Annotated in this window: 3 protein-coding genes; 1 reads left to right on the forward strand and 2 read right to left on the reverse strand. The window is 70.7% G+C overall.

The features are described from left to right. Positions 1-13: 13 nt before the first annotated feature. Both ACIHA7_RS08105 and ACIHA7_RS08110 read right to left on the reverse strand, forming a co-directional pair. Positions 14-17,905: a type I polyketide synthase gene (locus ACIHA7_RS08105; RefSeq protein WP_397286931.1), complete on the reverse strand. Its 17,892-nt coding sequence runs from the start codon at positions 17,903-17,905 to the stop codon at positions 14-16. 320 nt (positions 17,906-18,225) lie between these two features. Then, positions 18,226-19,272 carry an aldo/keto reductase gene (locus ACIHA7_RS08110; protein ID WP_397286933.1) on the reverse strand — a complete coding sequence of 349 codons (1,047 nt, stop codon included), beginning with the start codon at positions 19,270-19,272 and terminating at the stop codon, positions 18,226-18,228. Positions 19,273-19,462: 190 nt separating this feature from the next. Between ACIHA7_RS08110 and ACIHA7_RS08115 the strand changes: the two genes are divergently transcribed. After that, positions 19,463-20,725, forward strand: coding sequence for a cytochrome P450 (locus ACIHA7_RS08115; protein ID WP_397286935.1), 1,263 nt, complete (start codon positions 19,463-19,465; stop codon positions 20,723-20,725). The last annotated feature ends 8 nt before the right edge of the window (positions 20,726-20,733 follow it).

Genomic DNA, 20,733 nt, shown 5'->3' on the forward strand with positions numbered 1-20,733 from the left:
GTAGGGGACTGGGTCAGAGGTTGCGGTCGATGAACTCCATCAATTCCTCCGGCGTTGTGGTGTCGGCGAGGTCGATGTCATGGCTCCCGTTCCCGTTCCCGTTCCCGTTCCCGTTCCCGTTCCCGTTCGCGGCGCCGCGCCCGTGCCATGTGGTGAGCAGACTGGTGAGGCGTTCGGTGACCTGCTCGTGGTCGGCCGCCGACTCGGCCTGCAGCAGCACCGCCAACCGATCCAGCTCCGCGAGCAGCGTGTCGGTGGCGCCGGGCAACTCGTCGTCGAGGAACGCGGCGAGCGCCTCCGGTGACGGATAGTCGAACGCGAGGGAGGCGGGCAGCGGCAGACCGGTGCGCGCGGTGAGCCGGCCGCGCAACTCGACCGCGGTGAGCGAATCGAAGCCGAGATCGGTGAAGCTCCGGCGAGGATCGAGCGCGGCGGGCGAGGCGTGGCCGAGCGTCGCGGCCACCTCGGTACGCACCACGTCGAGCAGCAGGCTCCGGCGCTCCTCCCCACTGACACCGCCGATCAGGTCCCGCAGCGAGTCCGCGCCCCGCTCAACGGTTTCGAGCTCGTTCGCGGCAGCGGGGACGAATCCGCGCAACACGGCGGGAACCTCGGCCGCGTCCCGCAGCGCCGCGCGGTTCAACAGCAGCGGGACGACGAGCGCCTGCTCGGAGCCGAGGGCGTCGTCGAACATCGCCAGGCCCTGCTCTGCCCGGATCGGCACCACACCCGTGCGGGCCAGGCGGCGACGGTCGGCCTCGGTCAGTTCACCCGCCATGCCTGCCGTGGCATCCCACAGGCCCCACGCCAGCGAGAGCGCGGGCAGCCGCTGCTCCCTTCGGATCTCGGCGAGCGCGTCCAGAAACGCGTTTGCGGCAGCGTAATTCGCCTGCCCGGCCGAGCCGAGCACACCGGCGGCTGAGGAAAACAGCACGAACGCAGAGAGATTCAGTTCTCTGGTGAGCTCGTGCAGATGCCAGGCCGCGTCGGCCTTGGGCGCGAACACCTTCCGCAGGCGCTCACCGGATTGACCAGCCAGCGTGGCGTCGTCGACCAAGCCCGCGCAGTGCACGACCGCCGACAGCGGCCACTGCTCGGGTACCTCGGCCAACAGCCGTGCCAGCGCCGCCCGGTCGGCGACGTCGCATGCCGCGAAGGTCACCTCGGCGCCCAGCGCACCCAGTCGAGCGGCCAGACCGTCGGCGCCGGGGGCGTCGCCGCCTCGGCGGCTGACCAGCAGCAGCCTGCGAATCCCGTGCGACTGGACCAGATGCTCGGTCACCAGGGCGCCCAATGCGCCGCTCGCGCCGGTGACCAGCACCGTGCCGCCCCAGGAGGCAGCCGCGGCGGCGGACGGCACGTGGCGAACGAGCCGCGGTGCGTAAGCCTGATGACCGCGTAGCGCGATCTGTCCCGCACCGGACGCCGCGGCCGCGGCGAGCCGCGCGGTATCACCGTCGGTGTCCACCAACACCAGCCTGCCGGGATGCTCGACCTGGGCCGACCGCACCAGCCCCCACACCGCGGCGGCGGGCAGGCGGCGATGCGGGTCGCCGGATCGGACGCCCGTGGTCACCACGATCAACCGGGAGGTGGTGCTGGACTGCCGTTCGAGCCAATCCTGCACCGAATGCAATACCTGCTCCGCGGTGCGCCGGGCCGATTCGGCGAGATCGTCTCGGTCCGCAGGCGGCACAACGACTTCGAGCACCGTGTCACCGGCCGGTAGATCCGTCGCTACCGGCAGCGCGACCGGCTGCCAATCCATCCGCAGCGAAGCGGCTCGCGCCGAGCGCGCCAGGTCAGCGGAGGCAGGCCGGCCGATCAGCGCGGCGATCGAGGCGAGCGCGGCGCCGGAGGCATCGGCCAGGTCGAGCGAGACCTGGTCGGGTCCGCGGCGAACCAGGCGGACCAGGAGTTCGTTACCCGCACGATCGTGCAACCGCACATCAGACCACTGGAACGGCAGGCTCGCTTGCGCGCCCGCGTCCACCGCGGTGATGTGCAGCGCGGCGTCGAACAGCGCCGGGTGTATCGCGAAACCGGCTGTCGCATAGTCGGAGTGGATCGAGGCGAACATCTCCTCGCCGCGGCGCCATGCCGCACGCAGCCCACGGAACGCCGGACCGTAGCCGATGCCTGCCTCATCCATCCGCGCGTAGAAATCGGTGATGTCCACCGGCGTCGCGTCCGCAGGTGGCCAGCGCACGGGCTCGCCGGATCGGTCGCCGGCCCCGGTAGCCAACACGCCGTCGCAGTGCCGCGTCCACGGCTCATCGGGGACCGCGCCCGTCGGCCGGGAGAACACCGCGACCGTCCGGCGGCCGTCCACGGGCTCGTCGACCTCGACGCGGATCTGCACACTCTCGGTCTCGGCGAGGGTCAGGGGGACGCCGGTGACGAGCTCCGCCACCCGCGGGTAACCGCTGCGGTGTCCCGCGTGCAGCACCAGTTCGAGGAACGCTGTGCCGGGGAACAACACCGTGCCGTGCACGGTGTGGTCGGCCAGCCACGGCTGGGTCGCTAGCGACACCCGGCCGGTGAACAGCATCCGATCGGCCGAGGCTGCGGTCAGCGCCGCCCCGAGGATCGGGTGGTCGGCACTGTCCAGTCCCGCGGCGTCCAGATCTATCGACTCGGCTGGCTGGTTGTCGAGCCAGAGGTGCGTGCGCTGGAACGGGTAGGTCGGCAATGGTGACGGGCGTGGGTTCGTCTCGGCGAAGTAGGCGTGCCAGTCCGGATCGACACCGCCGACGACGAGGTGCGCGAGCGCGGTGGCGAGCGCCACCGGCTCGGGTCGGTCGTGCCGCAGTGAGGCGACGGCGGCGCCGTCGACATGGCCGATCAGCGTTGCGGTGGGGCCGATCTCCACATGCACGGCGGGGGTGTAGGTCGCGATCGCGGCGACCGCGTCGGCGAAGCGCACCGTCTGTCGCGCGTGCCGGACCCAGTGCTCGGGATCGGCGAGGGTGGTGTCCTCGATCGGCGCTCCCGTGACGGTCGAGACCATCGGGAGGTGCGGCGCCGAGAATGTCAGATCAGCGACGGCGCTGCGGAACTCGTCGAGGATGGGCTCCATCAGCGGTGAGTGGAAGGCATGCGAGACGCGCAGCCACTTGGTCCGGTGCCCGTCGAGGCGCGTGAGGATCTCGGTGATGGCCTCGTGATCACCGGACAGCACAAGGGAATTCGGACTGTTGACGGCAGCGATGCCGACGCGGTCCTGGTATCCGTCCAGCAGGGGGCGGACGTCGTCCTCGGCGATCTCGACGGCCACCATCGCCCCGCCTTCGGGCAGCGACTGCATCAACCGGCCGCGGACCGCGATGAGGGTGGTCGCATCGGTGAGGTCGATAACCCCCGCGATGTGCGCGGCGGCAACCTCGCCGATGGAGTGTCCGGCGACGACGGTGGGCGTGATGCCCCACGATGCCCACAACCGGTAGAGGGCGACCTGTAGCGCGAACAAGGCGGGCTGGGCGTACCGGGTCTGGCTCAGTACAGCTGGATCATTGCCGAAGATGATGTCCCGCAGTGGCTTCGGTAGCTGCGGGTCGAGGTGTGCGCACACCTCGTCGAAGGCTCGCGCGTACACCGGGTAGGCCTCGTAGAGTGCCCGCCCCATGTCGAGTCGTTGGGAACCCTGGCCGGAGAACATCATCGCCACCCCGCCGCCGGCGGCACGTCCGGTGATCACCGACGGGTGCGTAGTCCCCTCGGCGAGCGCCCGCAGCGCCGCTCGCCGGTCGGTCTCGTCGGACACGAGGACGACCGCGCGCTCCTCCAGCGCCGCACGGGTGGTGGCCAGCGACCAGCCGACATCGAGGGCCGAGTCGGTGTCGACGATTGCGTCCGCCAGCCGAATGGCCTGGGCCCGCAGTGCGGCTCGGCCGCGACCGGACAGTGGCCATGGCACGACGGGCAGCGCACGTGGTTCATCGAGCGCGGTGTCGCCCGCCGGTGCCTGCTCGAGGATCACGTGCGCGTTGGTGCCACTGACGCCGAACGCGGAGACCCCGACTCGGCGCGGTCGCTCGCCGCCCGGCCAAGGCCGGGCTTCGGTCAGTAGCGCGACTTTGCCGGTGTCCCAGTCGACGTGTGGTGTGGGTTGGTCGATGTGCAGGGTGCGGGGCAGGGTGCCGTGGCGCATGGCCATGATCATTTTGATGACACCGGCGGCGCCTGCGGCAGCCTGGGTGTGGCCGATATTCGATTTGACCGAGCCCAGCCAGAGCGGTTGATCCCGTTCTTGTCCGTAGGTGGCCAGGAGTGCTTGGGCTTCGATGGGGTCGCCGAGTCGTGTTCCGGTGCCGTGCGCTTCCACCGCGTCGATGTCGGCGGGTCGCAACCCGGCATTGGTCAGTGCTTGGCGGATCACCCGTTGCTGGGCAGGCCCGTTGGGTGCGGTGAGCCCGTTGGACGCGCCGTCCTGGTTGACCGCCGAGCCACGCAGGATCGCCAGCACCGGATGACCGTTGCGCCGAGCGTCCGAAAGGCGTTCCAGCAGCAGCAGACCCGCGCCTTCACCCCAACCGGTGCCGTCGGCGGTGGCGGCGAACGCCTTGCACCGGCCGTCCTCGGCCAGCCCGCCCTGCCTGCTGAACTCCACGAAGGGGGCGGGCGTCGCCATGACAGTGACACCACCGGCCATCGCCATGGTGCATTCACCGTTGCGCAGCGCCTGCGCGGCCAAGTGCAACGCGACCAGCGACGACGAGCACGCGGTGTCGACGGTGACCGCCGGTCCCTCCAGACCGAAAACGTAGGCGACCCGTCCGGAGGCGATGCTGCCCGCGCTGCCGTTGATCAGATAACCCTCGACATCGGCGGGTACGTCGGTGAGCCGGGCGCCGTAATCGTGGTACATCACGCCCGCGAAGACGCCGGTCTTACTGCCGCGCAACGACATCGGATCGATCCCTGCCCGCTCGAACAGCTCCCAGGAGGTTTCCAGCAGTAGCCGTTGCTGCGGGTCCATCGCGAGCGCCTCGCGCGGCGAGATCCCGAACAGGTCGGGGTCGAACTCCGCCGCGTCGTACAGGAACGCGCCCTCGCGCGGTGCCGCCGGATCCCAGCCGCGGTCCGACGGCATCGTCGAGACCGCGTCACCGTCGGCGGACACGAACCGCCAGTACGCTTCCGGCGTACTGCCTCCGCCGGGGAACCGGCAGCTCATCGCGACGATCGCCACCGGGTCGTCGGCGTGCTGCCCGGTGGGTGCGGTGTCCGGCGCTGCGTCCGCGCGCCCGTACAGCTCCTGTTCGATGTGCTCGGCGAGCGCGGTCGGGCTCGGATGGTCGAAGACGACGGTGGCGGGCAGGCGTAGTCCGGTCGCGTTGTTGAGGCGGTTGCGCAGTTCGACCGCGGCGAGCGAGTCGAAGCCGAGGTCGCGGAACGCGCGCGCCGACGGCACCGCCTCCGGGGTGCCGTGCCCGAGCACCGCTGCGGCACGGGCCCGGACGAGCTCGAGCAGCGCACCGGCCCGCCGGTCGGCGGGGAGATCGGCCAACGGGTGGGCGTCGTCGTCCGGCCGCGCCGCGGCGCGCCGCACCGGCACGCGGACCAGATCCCGCAGCAGCGGCGGGATCGCGCCGCCAGCGGCGATGAGCGTCGCGGCCTCTACCCGAACCGGAACCAGCGCTGCGTCTTCGTGTTCGCCACTCCACGCCGCGTCGAAGAGCGCGAGTGCGGACTCCGTCCGCATCGCACCGATACCGAGCCCGGCCAGGCGGCGCAGATCGGTGTCGGTCAGCCCGGAGGTCAGTGCGCTGCGCTCGTCCCACAACCCCCATGCCAGTGACACGGCAGGCACGCCGCGCTGCCTGCGGTAACGGGCGAGTGCGTCGAGGAACGCGTTCGCCGCCGCGTATCCGGCCTGCCCGGCGGAGCCGAGAACACCTGCGGCCGAGGAGAACAGGACGAAGCGGCGCACGTCGTGCCGCTCGGTCAACTCGTGCAGGTGCACCGCGGCGTCGACCTTCGGGCGCAGCACCGTGTCGAGCTGCTCGGTGGTGAGCGACTCGATGAGGCCGTCCGCGAGCGCTCCCGCCGTGTGCACTACCGCGGTCACCGGGTGCGTGGTCTGCAGCTGTTCGAACAGCCGGGTGAGCTCGTGCCGGTCGGCGACGTCGCACGCGACGATCTCCGCCAGCGCACCGGCGGACCGCAGCTCGGCGAGCAGTTCGGTAGCACCGTCCGCACGCGGACCCTGCCTGCTGACGAGCACCAGGCGGCGCACACCGTGTTTGTCGATCAACTGTCGTGCCACCAGCCTGCCGAGCGTGCCGGTGCCGCCGGTGATCAGGACGGTGCCGTCGGGATCGATGGGCGCGGCGGCCGCGGTGGCCTCGCTCGCGGGAACCAACCGGGGAAAGCGGGGACGGCCGTCGCGCACGGCGATCTGGGGCTCGCCGCCGGCGACCGCGAGGGGCAGCCGCTGATACGAGGTGTCGGCGTCGTCCAGGTCGGCGAGGACGAATCGGCCGGGATGCTCGGTCTGCGCCGACGCCACCATGCCCCAGACGGTGGCGAACCGGGTGGCCGCGGGATCGTCCGGCAGCACCCGCACCGCGTGCCGGGTGACCAGCACGAGCTGTGAATCATCGAACAACGGTTCGGCGAGCCAGTGCCGCAGCAGTTCCGACACCCGCAGCGCTTCGTCGCGTGCTGTCGCGGCCGACGGCTCGGTGTGTTCGTCGGGTCGCAGGTCGAGGCGGGCGAAGACCAGGCTCGGTAGCTCTGCGTCGTCCTCGTCGAAGGCCGCGGCGAGCGCGGTGAGTTCGGCCGCGTTCGATACCTCGACGTGCGAGACGATATCCGCGGGTACCACCGAGGCAGGCGCGAACACGCTCCACTCGACGCGCAGCAGCGTGTCGGTGCGTCCCGCGCCGAGTCTGGTGAGCCCGGCGAGGTCCACCGGTCGCAGCACCAGTGCCTCGGCCTCGGCGATCAGCACGCCAGCGGCGTCGGTGATCGACAACCTGGCCTCGGTGCGCGACACCGTCTGCAGGTGCACGAATGCCGCTGTGGCACCGGTCGTGTGCACGCTGAAGTTGCGCCACTCGAACGGCAGCACCGACGGGGCGCCCTCGCGCAGCGGGGTCGCCAGCAGCACGGTCTGCGTTGCCGCGTCGAGCAGCGCCGGGTGCAGGGTGAACCGTTCAGCGGCCGAATGTTGTTCTTCGGGCAACGCTATCTCGGCGAATACGTCACGGCCGGAACGCCATACGGTGCGCAGGCCCTGGAATGCCGGACCGTAGGAGTAGCCGTGCCCGGCGAAGCGTTCGTACACGGTGTCGATCGGCACGGGTTCGGCGCCTGGGGCGGGCCGGGCGGTGGACGTCGCTGCGGCCGGGCGGCCCGAGCGGGTCAGTGTGCCGCCTGCGTGCAGGGTCCACGTGTCCCCTTCGAGCACGTCCTCGGGCCTGGCATGCACGCTGACCGTGTGGCGGCCGTCGCCGGTAGACGAGACCCGCACGCGCAGTTGGCTTCCGCCGTGCTCGGGCACCACCAGTGGCGTGGTGAGGGTGAGCTCCTCGACGAGGTCACAGCCGACCTCGTCGCCCGCCCGCACCACCAGCTCGAGCACCGCCGTACCCGGCAGCAGCAGCACACCCGCGACGGCGTGGTCGGCGAGCCACGGGTGGGTGTCGAGCGAGATCCGGCCGGTGAGCAGAACTTCCCGCCCATCCGGGTGGTCGACGCGTGCCGAAAGCAGCGGGTGGTCCAGCGGCGTCTGCCCGGCGGCCACGAGATTCGCCGCGCCGGTCGCCTGCCCTTCCATCCAGTAGCGGGTGCGCTGGAACGGGTAGGTGGGCAGCGGGATCGACCGTGCGCCGCGCAGCTGTGCGGCCCAGTCGACGTCGATGCCGTTGGTCCACGCCGCCGCCGCGGCGGTGAGCAACCGGGGGAGGCCACCGTCGGCACGGCGCAGCGTGCCGATCGCGGTGACCGCGGGCCCGGATTCCGCGAGGGCTGGAACCAGCACGGGGTGCGGGCTCGGCTCGATGAAGACCGTACGGTTCTCGGTGAGCAGGGTCTCGACCGTGGGGTGGAACAGCACCGGTTGCCGCAGGTTACGGAACCAGTAGTCGGCGGTGAGTTCGGTGCCGTCGAGCGGGGTTCCGGTGACGGTGGAGTAGAAGGTGATGTTGCCGGCACGTGGACGCACCGGTCCCAGCGCCACTTCGAGCTCGGCGCGGATGGCCTCGACGCCGGGCGTGTGGGACGCGTAGTCCACCGGGATGCGGCGCAGCCGGACCTCGCGCTGTTCGAGGGTCGACAGGAGCTGCTCCAGTTGCTGTCGCGGTCCGGCGACCACGGTGGCTTGCGGCCCGTTGCGGGCCGCGATGCCGACCTCGGGATGGTCGGCGAGGACATCCTCGACCGCCGCGGCGGACAGGGCGATGGAGGCCATGCCGCCGTCTCCGGCGAGGCGCTCGCCGATGATCCTGCTGCGCAGGGCGACGATGCGGGCGGCGTCGTCGAGGGACAGAATGCCTGCGACGGTGGCTGCGGCGATCTCGCCTTGGGAGTGGCCGATGACGGCGGCCGGTTCGACACCCAGCGCGCGCCAGGTATCAGTGAGGGCGACCATCATCGCCCACAGCGCGGGTTGGACGACGTCGACGCGGTCGAGCGCGTCGGTGCCGGCGCGCAGCACGTCGATGAGGGACCAGTCGACGAATGGTGCGAGTGCTCGTTCGCAACGGGCGATGGATTCGGCGAATTCTGCTGTGGTGTCGAGTAGTTCGGCGCCCATGCCTGCCCACTGCGAACCCTGTCCCGGGAAGACGAACACGACCTTGCCCGCGGCATCGGCGGCGCCTTCGACAACGTTGTCGGCCGGTGTTCCGTCGGCGAGTGCGGTCAGCCCGGCGAGCAGCTGTTCGTGGTCATCGCCCACGATCACCGCGCGCCGGTCGAGCACGGCTCGGGTGGTGGCCAGCGACCACCCGATATCGACCGGGTCCCGGTCGGCGACGGCCAGCAAGCGCCGTGCCTGATCACGCAGTGCCGCAGGCGTTTTCGCGGAAAGCGCCCAGGGCATCGCGACGGGCTCGGGGCGTGCGGTCGCTGGCTCGTCCGCGACGGGCGGCTCTTCGAGGACGACATGCGCGTTGGTGCCGCTGACGCCGAAGGAAGAGACCGCCGCGCGGCGGGGGCGCCCCTGGTCCGGCCACTGCTGATCCTCGGTCAGCAGCCGGACCTGCCCGGCAGCCCAGTCGATCTCGGGGGCGGGCTCGCCGACGTGCAGTGTGCGCGGCAGCACGTCGTGGCGCATGGCCATGATCATTTTGATGATGCCCGCGGCACCGGCGGCAGCCTGGGTGTGGCCGATATTGGATTTGACCGAGCCGAGCCACAGCGGTTGCGTGCGGTCGCGCCCGTAGGCCGCCTGCAACGCCTCCGCCTCGATGGGATCGCCCAGCCGTGTTCCGGTGCCATGGGCTTCCACGACATCCACGTCGGCGGGCCGCAGCCCGGCGTTGGCGAGGGCCTGGCGGATGACGCGTTGCTGGGCTGGACCGTTCGGCGCGGTGAGCCCATTGGAGGCCCCGTCCTGGTTCACCGCGGACCCGCGTACGACGGCGAGTACCGGCAGACCGCGGCGGCGGGCCTCGGACAGCCGAGCAACCAGCAGCATGCCGACGCCCTCCGCGGCGCCGAATCCGTCGGCATCGCCTGCGAAGGCTTTGCACCGGCCATCCGGTGAAAGCCCCTGCTGGCGGCTGAATTCGGTGAACATGTGCGGCGTGGACATGATCGCGATACCGCCGGCCAGTGCGGTGGCGCATTCACCGCGCCGCACCGCCTCGGCGGCGAGGTGCAACGCCACCAGCGACGACGAGCACGCCGTATCGATGGTGACGGCCGGGCCTTCCAGCCCGAAGGTGTAGGAGATGCGGCCCGAGGCGACGCTGGGGGTTGCCCCGGTCAGCAGATAACCCGCCAGCTCCTGCGGTGGCTCGGCGACCCGGGTCTGATAGTCGTGATAACTCATGCCGACGAAGACGCCGGTATCGCTGCCGTGCAACGACATCGGGTCGATGCCCGCGCGTTCGAAGGCTTCCCAGGTGGTCTCCAGCAGCACCCGTTGCTGTGGATCCATCGCGAGCGCCTCGCGCGGCGAGATCCCGAACAGCGCCGCATCGAAATCGGCCGCGTCGTAGAGGAATCCACCGCGTCCCGTGACCGAGGTGCCCGGCCCGCCCGGCACCTCGGACAGCAGCCGCCCGAGGTCCCAGCCGCGGTCGGTGGGCAGATCGCCGATCGCGTCGCCGCCGTCGGCGACCAGTCGCCACAGATCCTCCGGCGAGTCGATCCCGCCCGGATAGCGGCACGCCGCCGCGACGATCACCACCGGGTCGTCGTCGCCTGCTGCCGCGAGCGTGGGGCGTGCCTCGGTTTCGTCCGCACCGACGAGTACGGACTCGAGATAGCGCGCGACCGCGCCTGCCGTCGGGTAGTCGAACACCAGGCCCGACGGCAGCCGCACATCGGCCTCCGCGCCGAGCCGGTTGCGCAGCTCTACGCCGGTGAGCGAGTCGAATCCCAGTTCCTGGAACGGTTTCTCGACCTCGACGTCGAGCGGGTCGGCATGCCCGAGCACGGCGGCGATCTGTGCGCGGACCACCTCGAGCACCGCCGCCGACCGCTGCTTCGGCGGCAGTGCGCGGACCCGCGCGGCCAGCCCGGAGCCGGTCTCGTCGTCCCGGCCGCCCGCACCCGCGTCCAGTTGCGCGCGGACCTCGGGCAACTCTTCGATCAGTGGCCGCCTGCGTGCCTCGGTGTAGGCGAGGAAGAAGCGGTCCCAACGGACATCGGCCACCATGACGGTCGCCGGGTCCGATGCCGTGCCGCGCAGGAGCAGCGCCAGCGCGCGGTCGGGCGCCAGGGGCGGCACACCGTGGCGGCGCAGCCGATCCTCGACGTCACCGACCGCGGCCATGCCGTCACCTGCCCACGGGCCCCACGCGTAGGAGGTGCCGGGCAGGCCGAGGCCACGGCGATGTTCGGCGAGTGCGTCGAGATAGGCGTTGCCCGGCGCGTAGCCGCCCTGCCCCGGAATGCCGAGCACGCCGGAGATCGACGAGAACAGGACGAATTCGTCCAGCTCCCGACCCGAGGTGAGCTCGTGCAGATGCCGCGCGCCCTCGGCCTTCACCCGCAGCACTCGGTCGAGCTGGTCGACGGTCAGGGCATCGACCACCGCGTCGTCGAGCAGCCCGGCGGCGTGGATCACCGAGGTCACCGGGAACCGCGCCAGCAGCTGTGCCACCGCTTCCCGGTCGCCCACGTCACACGCCACGATGCTGACTTCGGCACCGAGGGAACGTAATTCGGCCGACAGCGCGTCCACGCCCGGTGCCTGGGCCCCGCGGCGCCCGGCGAGCACGAGATGGCGCGCGCCCTCGGCGGCGAATCGCCGAGCGACCTGTGCGCCGAGCGCACCCGTGCCGCCGGTGATGAGCACCGTGCCCCGTGCCACGGGCGCTGCCGCGGCGGGTGCGGCCGCGGCATGCGCCAAACGTCGTGCGAAGACACCGGATTCGCGGATGGCGACCTGATCTTCGGTGCGCTGGGTCAGCACCGCGAGCAGCCGCTCGATCGCCCGATCGTCGGGCGCGGCGGTGACGTCGACGAGCCCGCCCCAGCGTTCTGGCTGCTCCAGCGCGACGACGCGACCGAGCCCCCACACCTGGCTCTGCGTGGGGTGACGCAGGTCGTCGGTCCGGTGCACCGCGACCGCACCCGATGTCAGGATCCACAGCGGCGCTTCGACTCCGGCGTCGGCGAGCGCGTGAACCAGCGTCAGCGTCGCCGCGGTGCCCGTCGGAACGGCGGCGCTGCCCGGGGTCGGCGCCTCGTCGAGCGCCAGCAGGGACAGCACCCCGTCGACCTGATGCGGAATGTGCTCACGCAGTGCGGTGCGATCGGTGGTGCCCGGCCGCAACTCGACCACCTGCGCGCCGCCCGCACGCAGCGCCGCACGCACCGCCGGCGCCCAGGCGGGTTCGTGCGCGGCGGGTGGGGCGATGACCAGCCACGTACCGGTCGGCCCTGCACCGGTGATCGTGGCCGGTGTCCAGCGGACCGAGTACCGCAGGGCGTCGAGATCCTTGTTCGCTCGGCGTGATTCGCGCCAGCGCGCCAACGCCGGTGTCGCCTGTGCGAGCCAGTCCGGCCGGTGCTCGGCCAGACCGAGCATCGTCGCGACCGTGTCGGTGTCGTCGGACTCGACCGCCGTCCAGAACCCGGTCTCGTCGGACTCGGTGGCCACGGGAAGCACGGCGCTGTCGAGCCAGTAGCGGCTGCGCTGGAAAGGATAGGTGGGCAAAGGGATTCGGCGGTCCCCAGCAAATTGCGAGTGCCAGTCGACGGGGCCACCGTGTACCCAGACCCGGGCGGCTGCGGCGAGCAGATCGGCGCGCGAGCCCTGGTCGCGGCGGAGTGTCCCGATCGTGCTGACCGCAGTGTCGACCGCGTCCGCGGTGTCCTGGATGGCCGCGGTCAGGACGGGGTGTGGGCTTGGTTCGATGAAGGTGGTGTGGGTGGGCAGCAGGGACTGGACCACGGGGTGGAACAGGACGGTCTGGCGGAGGTTGCGGAACCAGTAGTCGGCGGTGAGTTCGGTGCCGTCGAGCCGGGTGTTGGTGACGGTGGAGTAGAACGTGATTCGGCTCTGTCGCGGCGCGACCTGCGCGAGCGCCGTGTCCAGCGCGGCGCGGATGCCGTCGACATGGGCGGTGTGTGAGGCATAGTCGACGGGGATGCGGCGCACCCGGATCCCGTTGTGCTCGAGGGTGGCGAGGAGCTCAGCCAGCGGCTGCTGCGCTCCGGCGACCACGGTGGATTGCGGCCCGTTGTGGGCGGCGATGTCCAGGCCGGGATGGTCGGCGAGCAGATGCTCGACGTCCTCGGCGGGTAAGGCGATGGCGGCCATGCCACCCTGTCCGGCGAGGTACTCGGCGATGATGCGGCTGCGTAGGGCGACGATGCGGGCGGCGTCGTCGAGGGTGAGGATCCCCGCGACGGTGGCGGCGGCGATCTCGCCTTGGGAGTGGCCGATGACGGCCGACGGCTCGACGCCGAGGGCGCGCCAGGTGTCGGTGAGTGCGACCATGACGGCCCACAGCGCGGGTTGGACGACGTCGACGCGTTCGAGTGCGGTGGCGTCGGCGCGCAATACCTCGGTGAGCGACCAGTCGACGAATGGTGTGAGTGCTTGTTCACAGCGGGCGATGGATTCGGCGAATTCCGGTGTGCTGTCCAGTAGTTCGGCACCCATGCCTGCCCACTGCGAACCCTGGCCTGGGAAGACGAACACGATGTCACCCGCGGCCGCCGCCGTGCCGCGGGCGAGCCCGGGATGCGGTCGTCCCGCGCTCAGCGCGGCGAGCGCCTCGGCGCGTTCGGTGGTGTGTGCGCCGAATACGGCGGCACGCGATCCGAAGACAGGACGGGCGGTCGCGAGCGTGGCACCGACCGCGATCGGATCGGCTGTTCCCTGCTCCTGCAGGTGTTCGCCGAGCCGCCGTGCCTGGGCGCGCAGCGCGGCGTCGTCGATGGCCGAAAGCAGCCATGGCCCGTCGAACTCGCCGTCGGTGGTGCCGTCCGCTGGATCGGCCACGGTGACCTCGGCGTCGGCCGGTGACTCTTCCAGCACCACATGGGCATTGGTGCCGCTGATGCCGAAGGACGAGACACCGGCGCGTCGTGGCCTGCCGAGTCCGGGCCACGGCTGCTGCTCGGTCAGCAGCCGGACCGCGCCCGCGGACCAGTCGACGTGGGTGGTCGGCTCGTCGATGTGCAGGGTGCGCGGCAGGACGCCGTGCCGCATGGCCATGACCATCTTGATCACGCCCGCGACACCGGCCGCGGCCTGGCTGTGGCCGATATTGGACTTGATCGATCCGAGCCACAGCGGCTGCTCTCGGTCCGCGCCGTAGGTGGCGAGCAGCGCTTGGGCCTCGATCGGATCGCCCAGTCGTGTTCCGGTGCCGTGCGCCTCGACCGCGTCCACGTCCGCGGGGCGAAGTCCGGCGCCGGCCAGTGCCTGCCGGATAACCCGTTGCTGCGACGGGCCGTTGGGCGCGGTGAGGCCGTTGGAGGCGCCGTCCTGATTGATCGCCGAGCCGCGCACTATCGCGAGCACCGGATGGTTGTTGCGCTCGGCGTCGGAGCGGCGTTCCACGAGCAGCAGACCGACGCCCTCGGCCCAGCCGGTGCCGTCGGCGCTGTCCGAGAACGCCTTACAGCGACCGTCCGGCGACAACCCGCCCTGCCTGCTGAACTCGACGAAGATGCCGGGCGAGCTCATGACGGCAACGCCGCCGGCCAGTGCCATCGAGCATTCACCGCGCCGCACCGCCGCCGCGGCGAGGTGCAGGGCGACCAGCGACGACGAGCATGCCGTGTCGACGGTGACGGCAGGCCCTTCCAGTCCCAGCGCGTAGGCCACCCGGCCCGAGGCCACGCTGCCGGTGGTCCCGGTCAGTCGGTGGCCGTCGGTGCCGTCGGACGGTTCGTGCAAGCGCGGACCGTAGTCCTGCGCCATCGCACCGACGAACACACCGGTGTCGCTGCCGCGCAGCGTCTGCGGGTTGATGCCGGTGCGTTCGAGTGCCTCCCAAGCGGTTTCCAGCAGCAGCCGCTGCTGCGGGTCCATGGCGAGGGCCTCACGTGGTGAGATGCCGAAGAACGCCGCGTCGAAGTCGGCTGCGTCGTAGAGGAAACCGCCTCGGGAGGTCACCGAGGCGCCCGCGCCGTCGAGATCCCAGCCGCGGTCCGCGGGGAAGGCGCCGATCACGTCCCGCTCGGTGGCGACAAGCCGCCACAGGTCCTCCGGCGAGGAGACGCCGCCCGGGTAGCGGCAGGCCATGCCGACGATGACCACCGGATCGTCGTCGCCTGCCTCCGCCCTGGCGGGCGCGACCGGGTCGGCGGCGGCCGTGCCCCGCACCCGTTGCTCCAGATGGACGGCCAGAGCCAGCGGTGTCGGATAGTCGAAAACCGCCGTTGGCGCCAGGCCGACCCCGGTCGCCCTGGCCAGGTCGGCGCACAGCGTCGCGCCGACGATCGAGGTCAACCCCTGCGACCGGAACGGCGCGGTGTCCTCGACCGCGCCGGGAGTGCCGAGACCCAACGCCACCGCAGTGTGCCTGCGCACCATGTCCAGCAGCACAGCGCGCAGGTTCTCGGTGCCCGCTTCGCGCAGGCGCAGCGCCAACGCCGACATGTCCTGTGCCACCGCGGCATCGACGGTGTCGAACCAGTGGCGGGTGCGCTGGAAGGGGTAGGTGGGCAACGGGATCCGGCCGGTGCCGCCGAGCACCGTGGTCCAGTCGATCCCGACCCCGGCGGACCAGGCCGCGGCGGCCGAGGTCAGTAGCCGAGCGCGGGTGCCCTCGTCGCGTCGCAGGGTGCCGATCGCCGCGACCGGCACCGCGGCCGCCTCGGCCGTTTCCTGAACGCGCACGGTGAGCACCGGATGCGGGCTGGGCTCGATGAACGCCGTGTGCCGCCGTAGCAACGCCGTCACGACCGGCTCGAACAGGACCGGCTCGCGCAGGTTGCGGCACCAGTACGCCGCCGTCAACGCGGAGCCGTCGAGCAATCCGCCGGTGACGGTGGAGTGGAAGGCGATGTCCCCGGTGCGCGGCGTGATCGGCCCGAGGGCATCGAGCAGTTCGTCGGTGACGGCGTCGACGTGAGCCGAGTGCGAGGCGTAGTCGACAGGCACTCGTCGCACCCGGACGGCGAGGCTCTCCAGCTGCTCGAGCAGTCGTTCGAGCGGTTCGGACGGGCCGCTGATCACGACCGAACGCGGCCCGTTGAGCGCGGCGAGACCTACCTCGGGGTGATCGCCGAGGACCGAGCGTAGCTCGTCTGCCGACAGTGCGACCGTCGCCATGCCACCCCGGCCGGCGAGGTGCGTGGCGATGATCCTGCTGCGCAACGCGACCACTCGCGCTCCGTCGGAAAGGGAGAGGATGCCCGCCACGCAGGCAGCGGCGATCTCGCCCTGCGAGTGGCCGACGACGGCGGCCGGGCGCACGCCCAGCGATCGCCACGTGTCCGACAGCGCGATCATCACCGCCCACAGCGCGGGCTGCACCACGTCGACCCGGTCCAGCGACGCGGCGGGTCCGATACCGCGCAGCACGTCGGTGAGTGACCAGTCCACGAACGGCGCGAGAGCGTTCGCGCACCGGTCGATCGATTCGGCGAACACCGGTGCGGCGTCGAGCAGTTCGGCCGCCATGCCGACCCACTGCGAACCTTGGCCCGGAAAGACGAATACCGGGTCGCCGGTACCGGTGGCCCGCCCGACCGACACCGAGGCAGCGGGCTCGCCCGCCGCCAGCGCGGCGAGCCCGTCGAGCGCGGCGCCGACGGCATCGCGATGGGGCGCGAGCACCACGGCGCGGTGCTCGAACCGGGAGCGGGTGGTGACCAGCGACCGGCCCGCGTCGAGCAGGTCCGAACTGTTCTCGAGCACGGCGGCGAGCCGGGTCGCCTGCGCCCGCAAGGCCGCCGCACTGGCGGCGGACAGTACCAGCGGCACCGGCGCCTGCGTGGCGGCCGAGTCATCGGTCCGTCGCACCGGCACCGGCGGTGGCGCCGACACCGCGACGTGGCAGTTGGTGCCACCGATACCGAACGAGCTCACCCCGAATACCGCCGAGGCGTCCGGCATCGGCTCGGTGGCCGTCTGGACCCGCAGATTCAGCTCGTCGAGCGGGATCGCCGGGTTGGGTGTGCGGAAATCCGCGGTGGGGACGAGTGTTCCGGCGCGCACGCACAGCGCGGCCTTGATGAAACCGGCGATTCCCGCCGCGGCCTCGAGGTGGCCGATATTCGACTTGATCGAGCCGACCCGCAGCGGGTTTCCCGCCTCGCGAGCTGCCCCGATCACCGCACCGAGCGCGGCGGCCTCGACCGGATCGCCTGCCGCGGTGCCTGTTCCGTGCAGCTCGAGGTGGGCCACCGTGGCTGGGTCGATACCCGCGTATCGGTAGGCGGCCCGGATCGCCGCGGCCTGCCCCTCGACGGTAGGCGTCGAAAGGTGATCGCCGCCACCGTCGTTGGTCACGGCGCTGCCGCGGATGACGCAGTAGATGTCGTCGCCGTCGGCCAGCGCCGCGGCCAGCGGCTTCAGCACGACGGCGCCGCCGCCCTCGCCCTGGGCGAAACCGTTGGCGCGCGCGTCGAATACATGGCACCGCCCGTCCGGGGACAGCGCCCCGATCCGGTGCGCGGCGATGGCGTGGTGCGGGGTGAGCCGCAGGTTGACACCGCCGGCGATGGCGAAGGAGCACTCGTCACGGCGCAGGCTCTCGGCGGCGAGGTGGACGGCGACCAGCGACGAGGCCTGTCCGGCATCGACGATGAGACTGGGTCCCTTCGCCTGCAAGAAGTACGACACGCGATTGGCCACGATGGAGCGCTGGGATCCGGTGAAGGTGAACGGGGTGATCGTGTCGGCGCCTCGGCCGCGCACGAGGGTGGTGTAGTCGTCCCCGGCGACGCCGATGAACACACCGGCACGGGTGCCCGACACGGATCGATCCGGAATTCCCGCGTCCTCCAGCGCTTCCCAGCTCAGCTCCAGCATCAGCCGCTGCTGCGGGTCCATCATCGCGGCCTCCGGGGGCGACAACCGGAAAAACTCGGCATCGAACCCCGCCACGTCGTCGAGGAAGGCGCCGCGCCGGATGATGTCTGCCTCGGCATCGGACACGCCCGCCAGTGCGTCGGATGCCCACCGCCCGTCCGGAACCGGTGCCTCGACGACGGTTCCGGACCGCAGCAGCGACCACAAGGCGTCCGGGCTCGCCGCGCCGGGAAACCGGCAAGCGATTCCGACCACAGCGATGTCACCGTCGATGGGCAGCGGCATCTACTTCCCCCTTCGTGGGTTCGTGTCGACTCCGAGATCGATCGTGTCGTCTCCCGGTCGGCGGCACGGCGGCGTAATTCGAATGAAGAATTACGCCGCCGGGGCGAAAGCGGAGATTCGACGCGGTGTTTCGCGTCGAAACGTCGAGCACCGATCGACCGGTACTGGCGGACCGGTGAGAGTTGTCTCTTTCTAATAATTTCTACTGAATACGGACCCGTCGGTAAAGTGGACCTTCGTACACGCAAATTGGGCTGTGTACAAAAGTTCAATTACATTGTCCCAAGGTCCAATTCGTGGGAATTCCGACGTGCGCCTCGTCACCCGAGCACGCGAGACCGCAGCGCCGCACCGAACTCGCCGTAGGGGTAGCCGCTCGGGCACGGATCGCTGGCCTCGGTCAACCGCGCGATCTCGTCGTCATCGAGGGTGAGGTCGCGGGCCGCCAGGTTGCTCGCCACCTGTTCGGCGTTGCGGGCGCCGAGCACCACGCAGCTGACGCCGGGCCGGGCGGCGACCCAGGCCAGTGCGACGACGGCGGGCGTGACGTTCCTGGTGACGGCGATATCGTGCAGGATCTTCAGCACTTCCCAGGTGCGGTCGCGCGCGACGTGGGTGCTGTAGAGGGCCGCGACGTAGTTGTCGTGCATCATCCCGCGGTCGAGGTGCTCGCCGAAGCGGGAGCCCGCGGGGCGGTCGTGCGCGGAGTACTTGCCGGTGAGCAACCCGCCGGAGAGCGGGGACCAGGCCAGCAGCCCGAGGCCGTTGGCCAGGCCTGCGGCGATGATCTCCCATTCGACCTCGCGGCACAGCAGGCTGTACTGCGCCTGGTACACCACCGGCCCGATCAGGTTGAGCGCCTTGGCCAGGTCGACGGCCTTCTGCAGTTGCCACCCGGTGAAGTTGGACACCCCAATGTACTGGATCTTGCCTCGGCGCACCGCGTTGTCCAGGAAGGTCAGCGTCTCCTCCAGCGGAGTCAGTGGATCCCACGCGTGCACCTGGTAGAGCGGTATGGAGTCGACACCGAGCTTGGTGAGCGAGGTGTCCAGCGCCCGTGTCAGGTTGTGCCTGGTGTTGCCCCATTCGTTCATCGCGGCGCTGGTGGTGTACCCGCCGCCCTTGGTCGCGATCAGGACGCGCTCGCGGATCTGCGCGGGTTGCTTGCCGAACCAGCGGCCGACGATCTCCTCGGCGCGCCCGCCGGTGTAGCCGTCCGCGGTGTCCACCAGCAACCCGCCGGAGTCCACGAAAACATCCAGCGCGCGGCCCGCTTCGGCCTCGTCGGTGGAGTCGCCGAATGTCGCGGTGCCGAGCGCGAACACCGACGTGCCGACGCCACTGGCACCGAGTAGTACGTGCTTCATCTATTGCCACCTCGCTGGCCTGTGGTCACGAGCAAACGTTTTCATCCTCGCCCAAATGTGCGGCACAGTTGAATTGAACTTTCGTACAGCAACCGTCCGAAATGCACAAAGGTTCAATTCACACCCGGGTTTCGTTGCGGTACTAACGAATTGATGTGCAGCGCACCTTCCACGGGATCCGAGGATGAGAATGTCCGATAAAGTGCCGGAAGTCGACTACGACCACCATTCGGCCGAGTACGCCCGTGATCCATGGGCGGCCAACATTGCCTTGAATCGCCGAACGCCGGTGGCCTACAGCAGGAACCACGGTGGTTTCTGGCTGGTGACCGGCTACCAGCAGGTGTCGCAGGTCGCGCACCAACCGCAGTTGTTCTCCTCGGCGCACGAGCTGCCCAACACGCCGGGCAGGCCGCAGGGGACCGTCGTGCCCGCTTCCTCGTTCCGCGGGTTGCCGCTCGAGCTCGACCCACCCGAATTCCTGGAGTGGCGTAAGGCGTTGGCCACCTTCTTCTCGCCGCAGGCGGCGCGACGGTTGCGCCCCCGCATCGAGCAGTTCGCCACGTGGTGTGTGGATCAGCACATCGAAAGCGGCGAGATCGATCTCGTAATGGATCTGGCGAACCCGGTGCCCGCACTGATCACGCTCGATCTCGTCGGGTTGCCGATGGACGACTGGCGGTTGTACGCCGACGTCGTGCACGCGCTGGTCTATACGCTGCCTGGCACACCGGAATTCGCGCGGGTCGAGGCGGGCTTCGCGCAGCTCATCGAGACCGTGCGGGAGCTGATTCCGCAGCGGCGCGCCGCGCCGGGTGACGACCTGCTCAGCTTTCTGACCCAGCTCGAGATCGACGGCGTCAAGATCTCCGACGAGGACATCGTCGCGGTGTGCAACGCGGTCATCCCCGGCGGGGTCGACACCACGACGGCGCTGCTCGCCTCGACCCTGGACTATCTGGAGCACAACCGGACAGCGCGGCAGCGGCTGATCGACGCACCCGAGCTGATCCCGGCGACCTGCGACGAGTTCCTGCGGTACTACACCCCCGTCATGGGTGTCGGCCGCACCGCGACGGCGGACACCGAGATCGGCGGCTGCCCGGTCGGCAAGGGCGAGCGGGTCCTGTTGTCCTGGGCCGCCGCGAATCTGGATGCACAGGTCTTCCCGAACCCCGACGTCATCGACCTGGATCGGGACGCCCGCAAGCAGGCCGCGTTCGGCATCGGCATCCACCGGTGCATCGGACGGCACATCGCCCGAATGGATTTCGAGGTCGTCATCGGCGAGGTGCTGCGGCGGATGCCCGACTACCGAATCACCGCGGCCGAGAAGTACCCGACCGTCGGGCAGATCAACGGGTTCGTGCGCATGCCCGCGCGTTTCACCCCTGGCCCCCGGATCGGCGCGGAAGTCGCAGGCGCCGGCGCATTACCGACCCTGTCGCACTGACCCGAGAC

The organism is Nocardia sp. NPDC052316 (assembly GCF_044547795.1).
In the GTDB taxonomy this organism is placed as follows: domain Bacteria; phylum Actinomycetota; class Actinomycetes; order Mycobacteriales; family Mycobacteriaceae; genus Nocardia.

Excerpts from the sequence above, each read along its gene's own strand:
- ACIHA7_RS08105 (WP_397286931.1), bottom strand. The coding sequence starts at position 17,905 with ATGCCGCTGCCCATCGACGGTGACATCGCTGTGGTCGGAATCGCTTGC.
- ACIHA7_RS08110 (WP_397286933.1), bottom strand. The coding sequence starts at position 19,272 with ATGAAGCACGTACTACTCGGTGCCAGTGGCGTCGGCACGTCGGTGTTC.
- ACIHA7_RS08115 (WP_397286935.1), top strand. The coding sequence starts at position 19,463 with ATGTCCGATAAAGTGCCGGAAGTCGACTACGACCACCATTCGGCCGAG.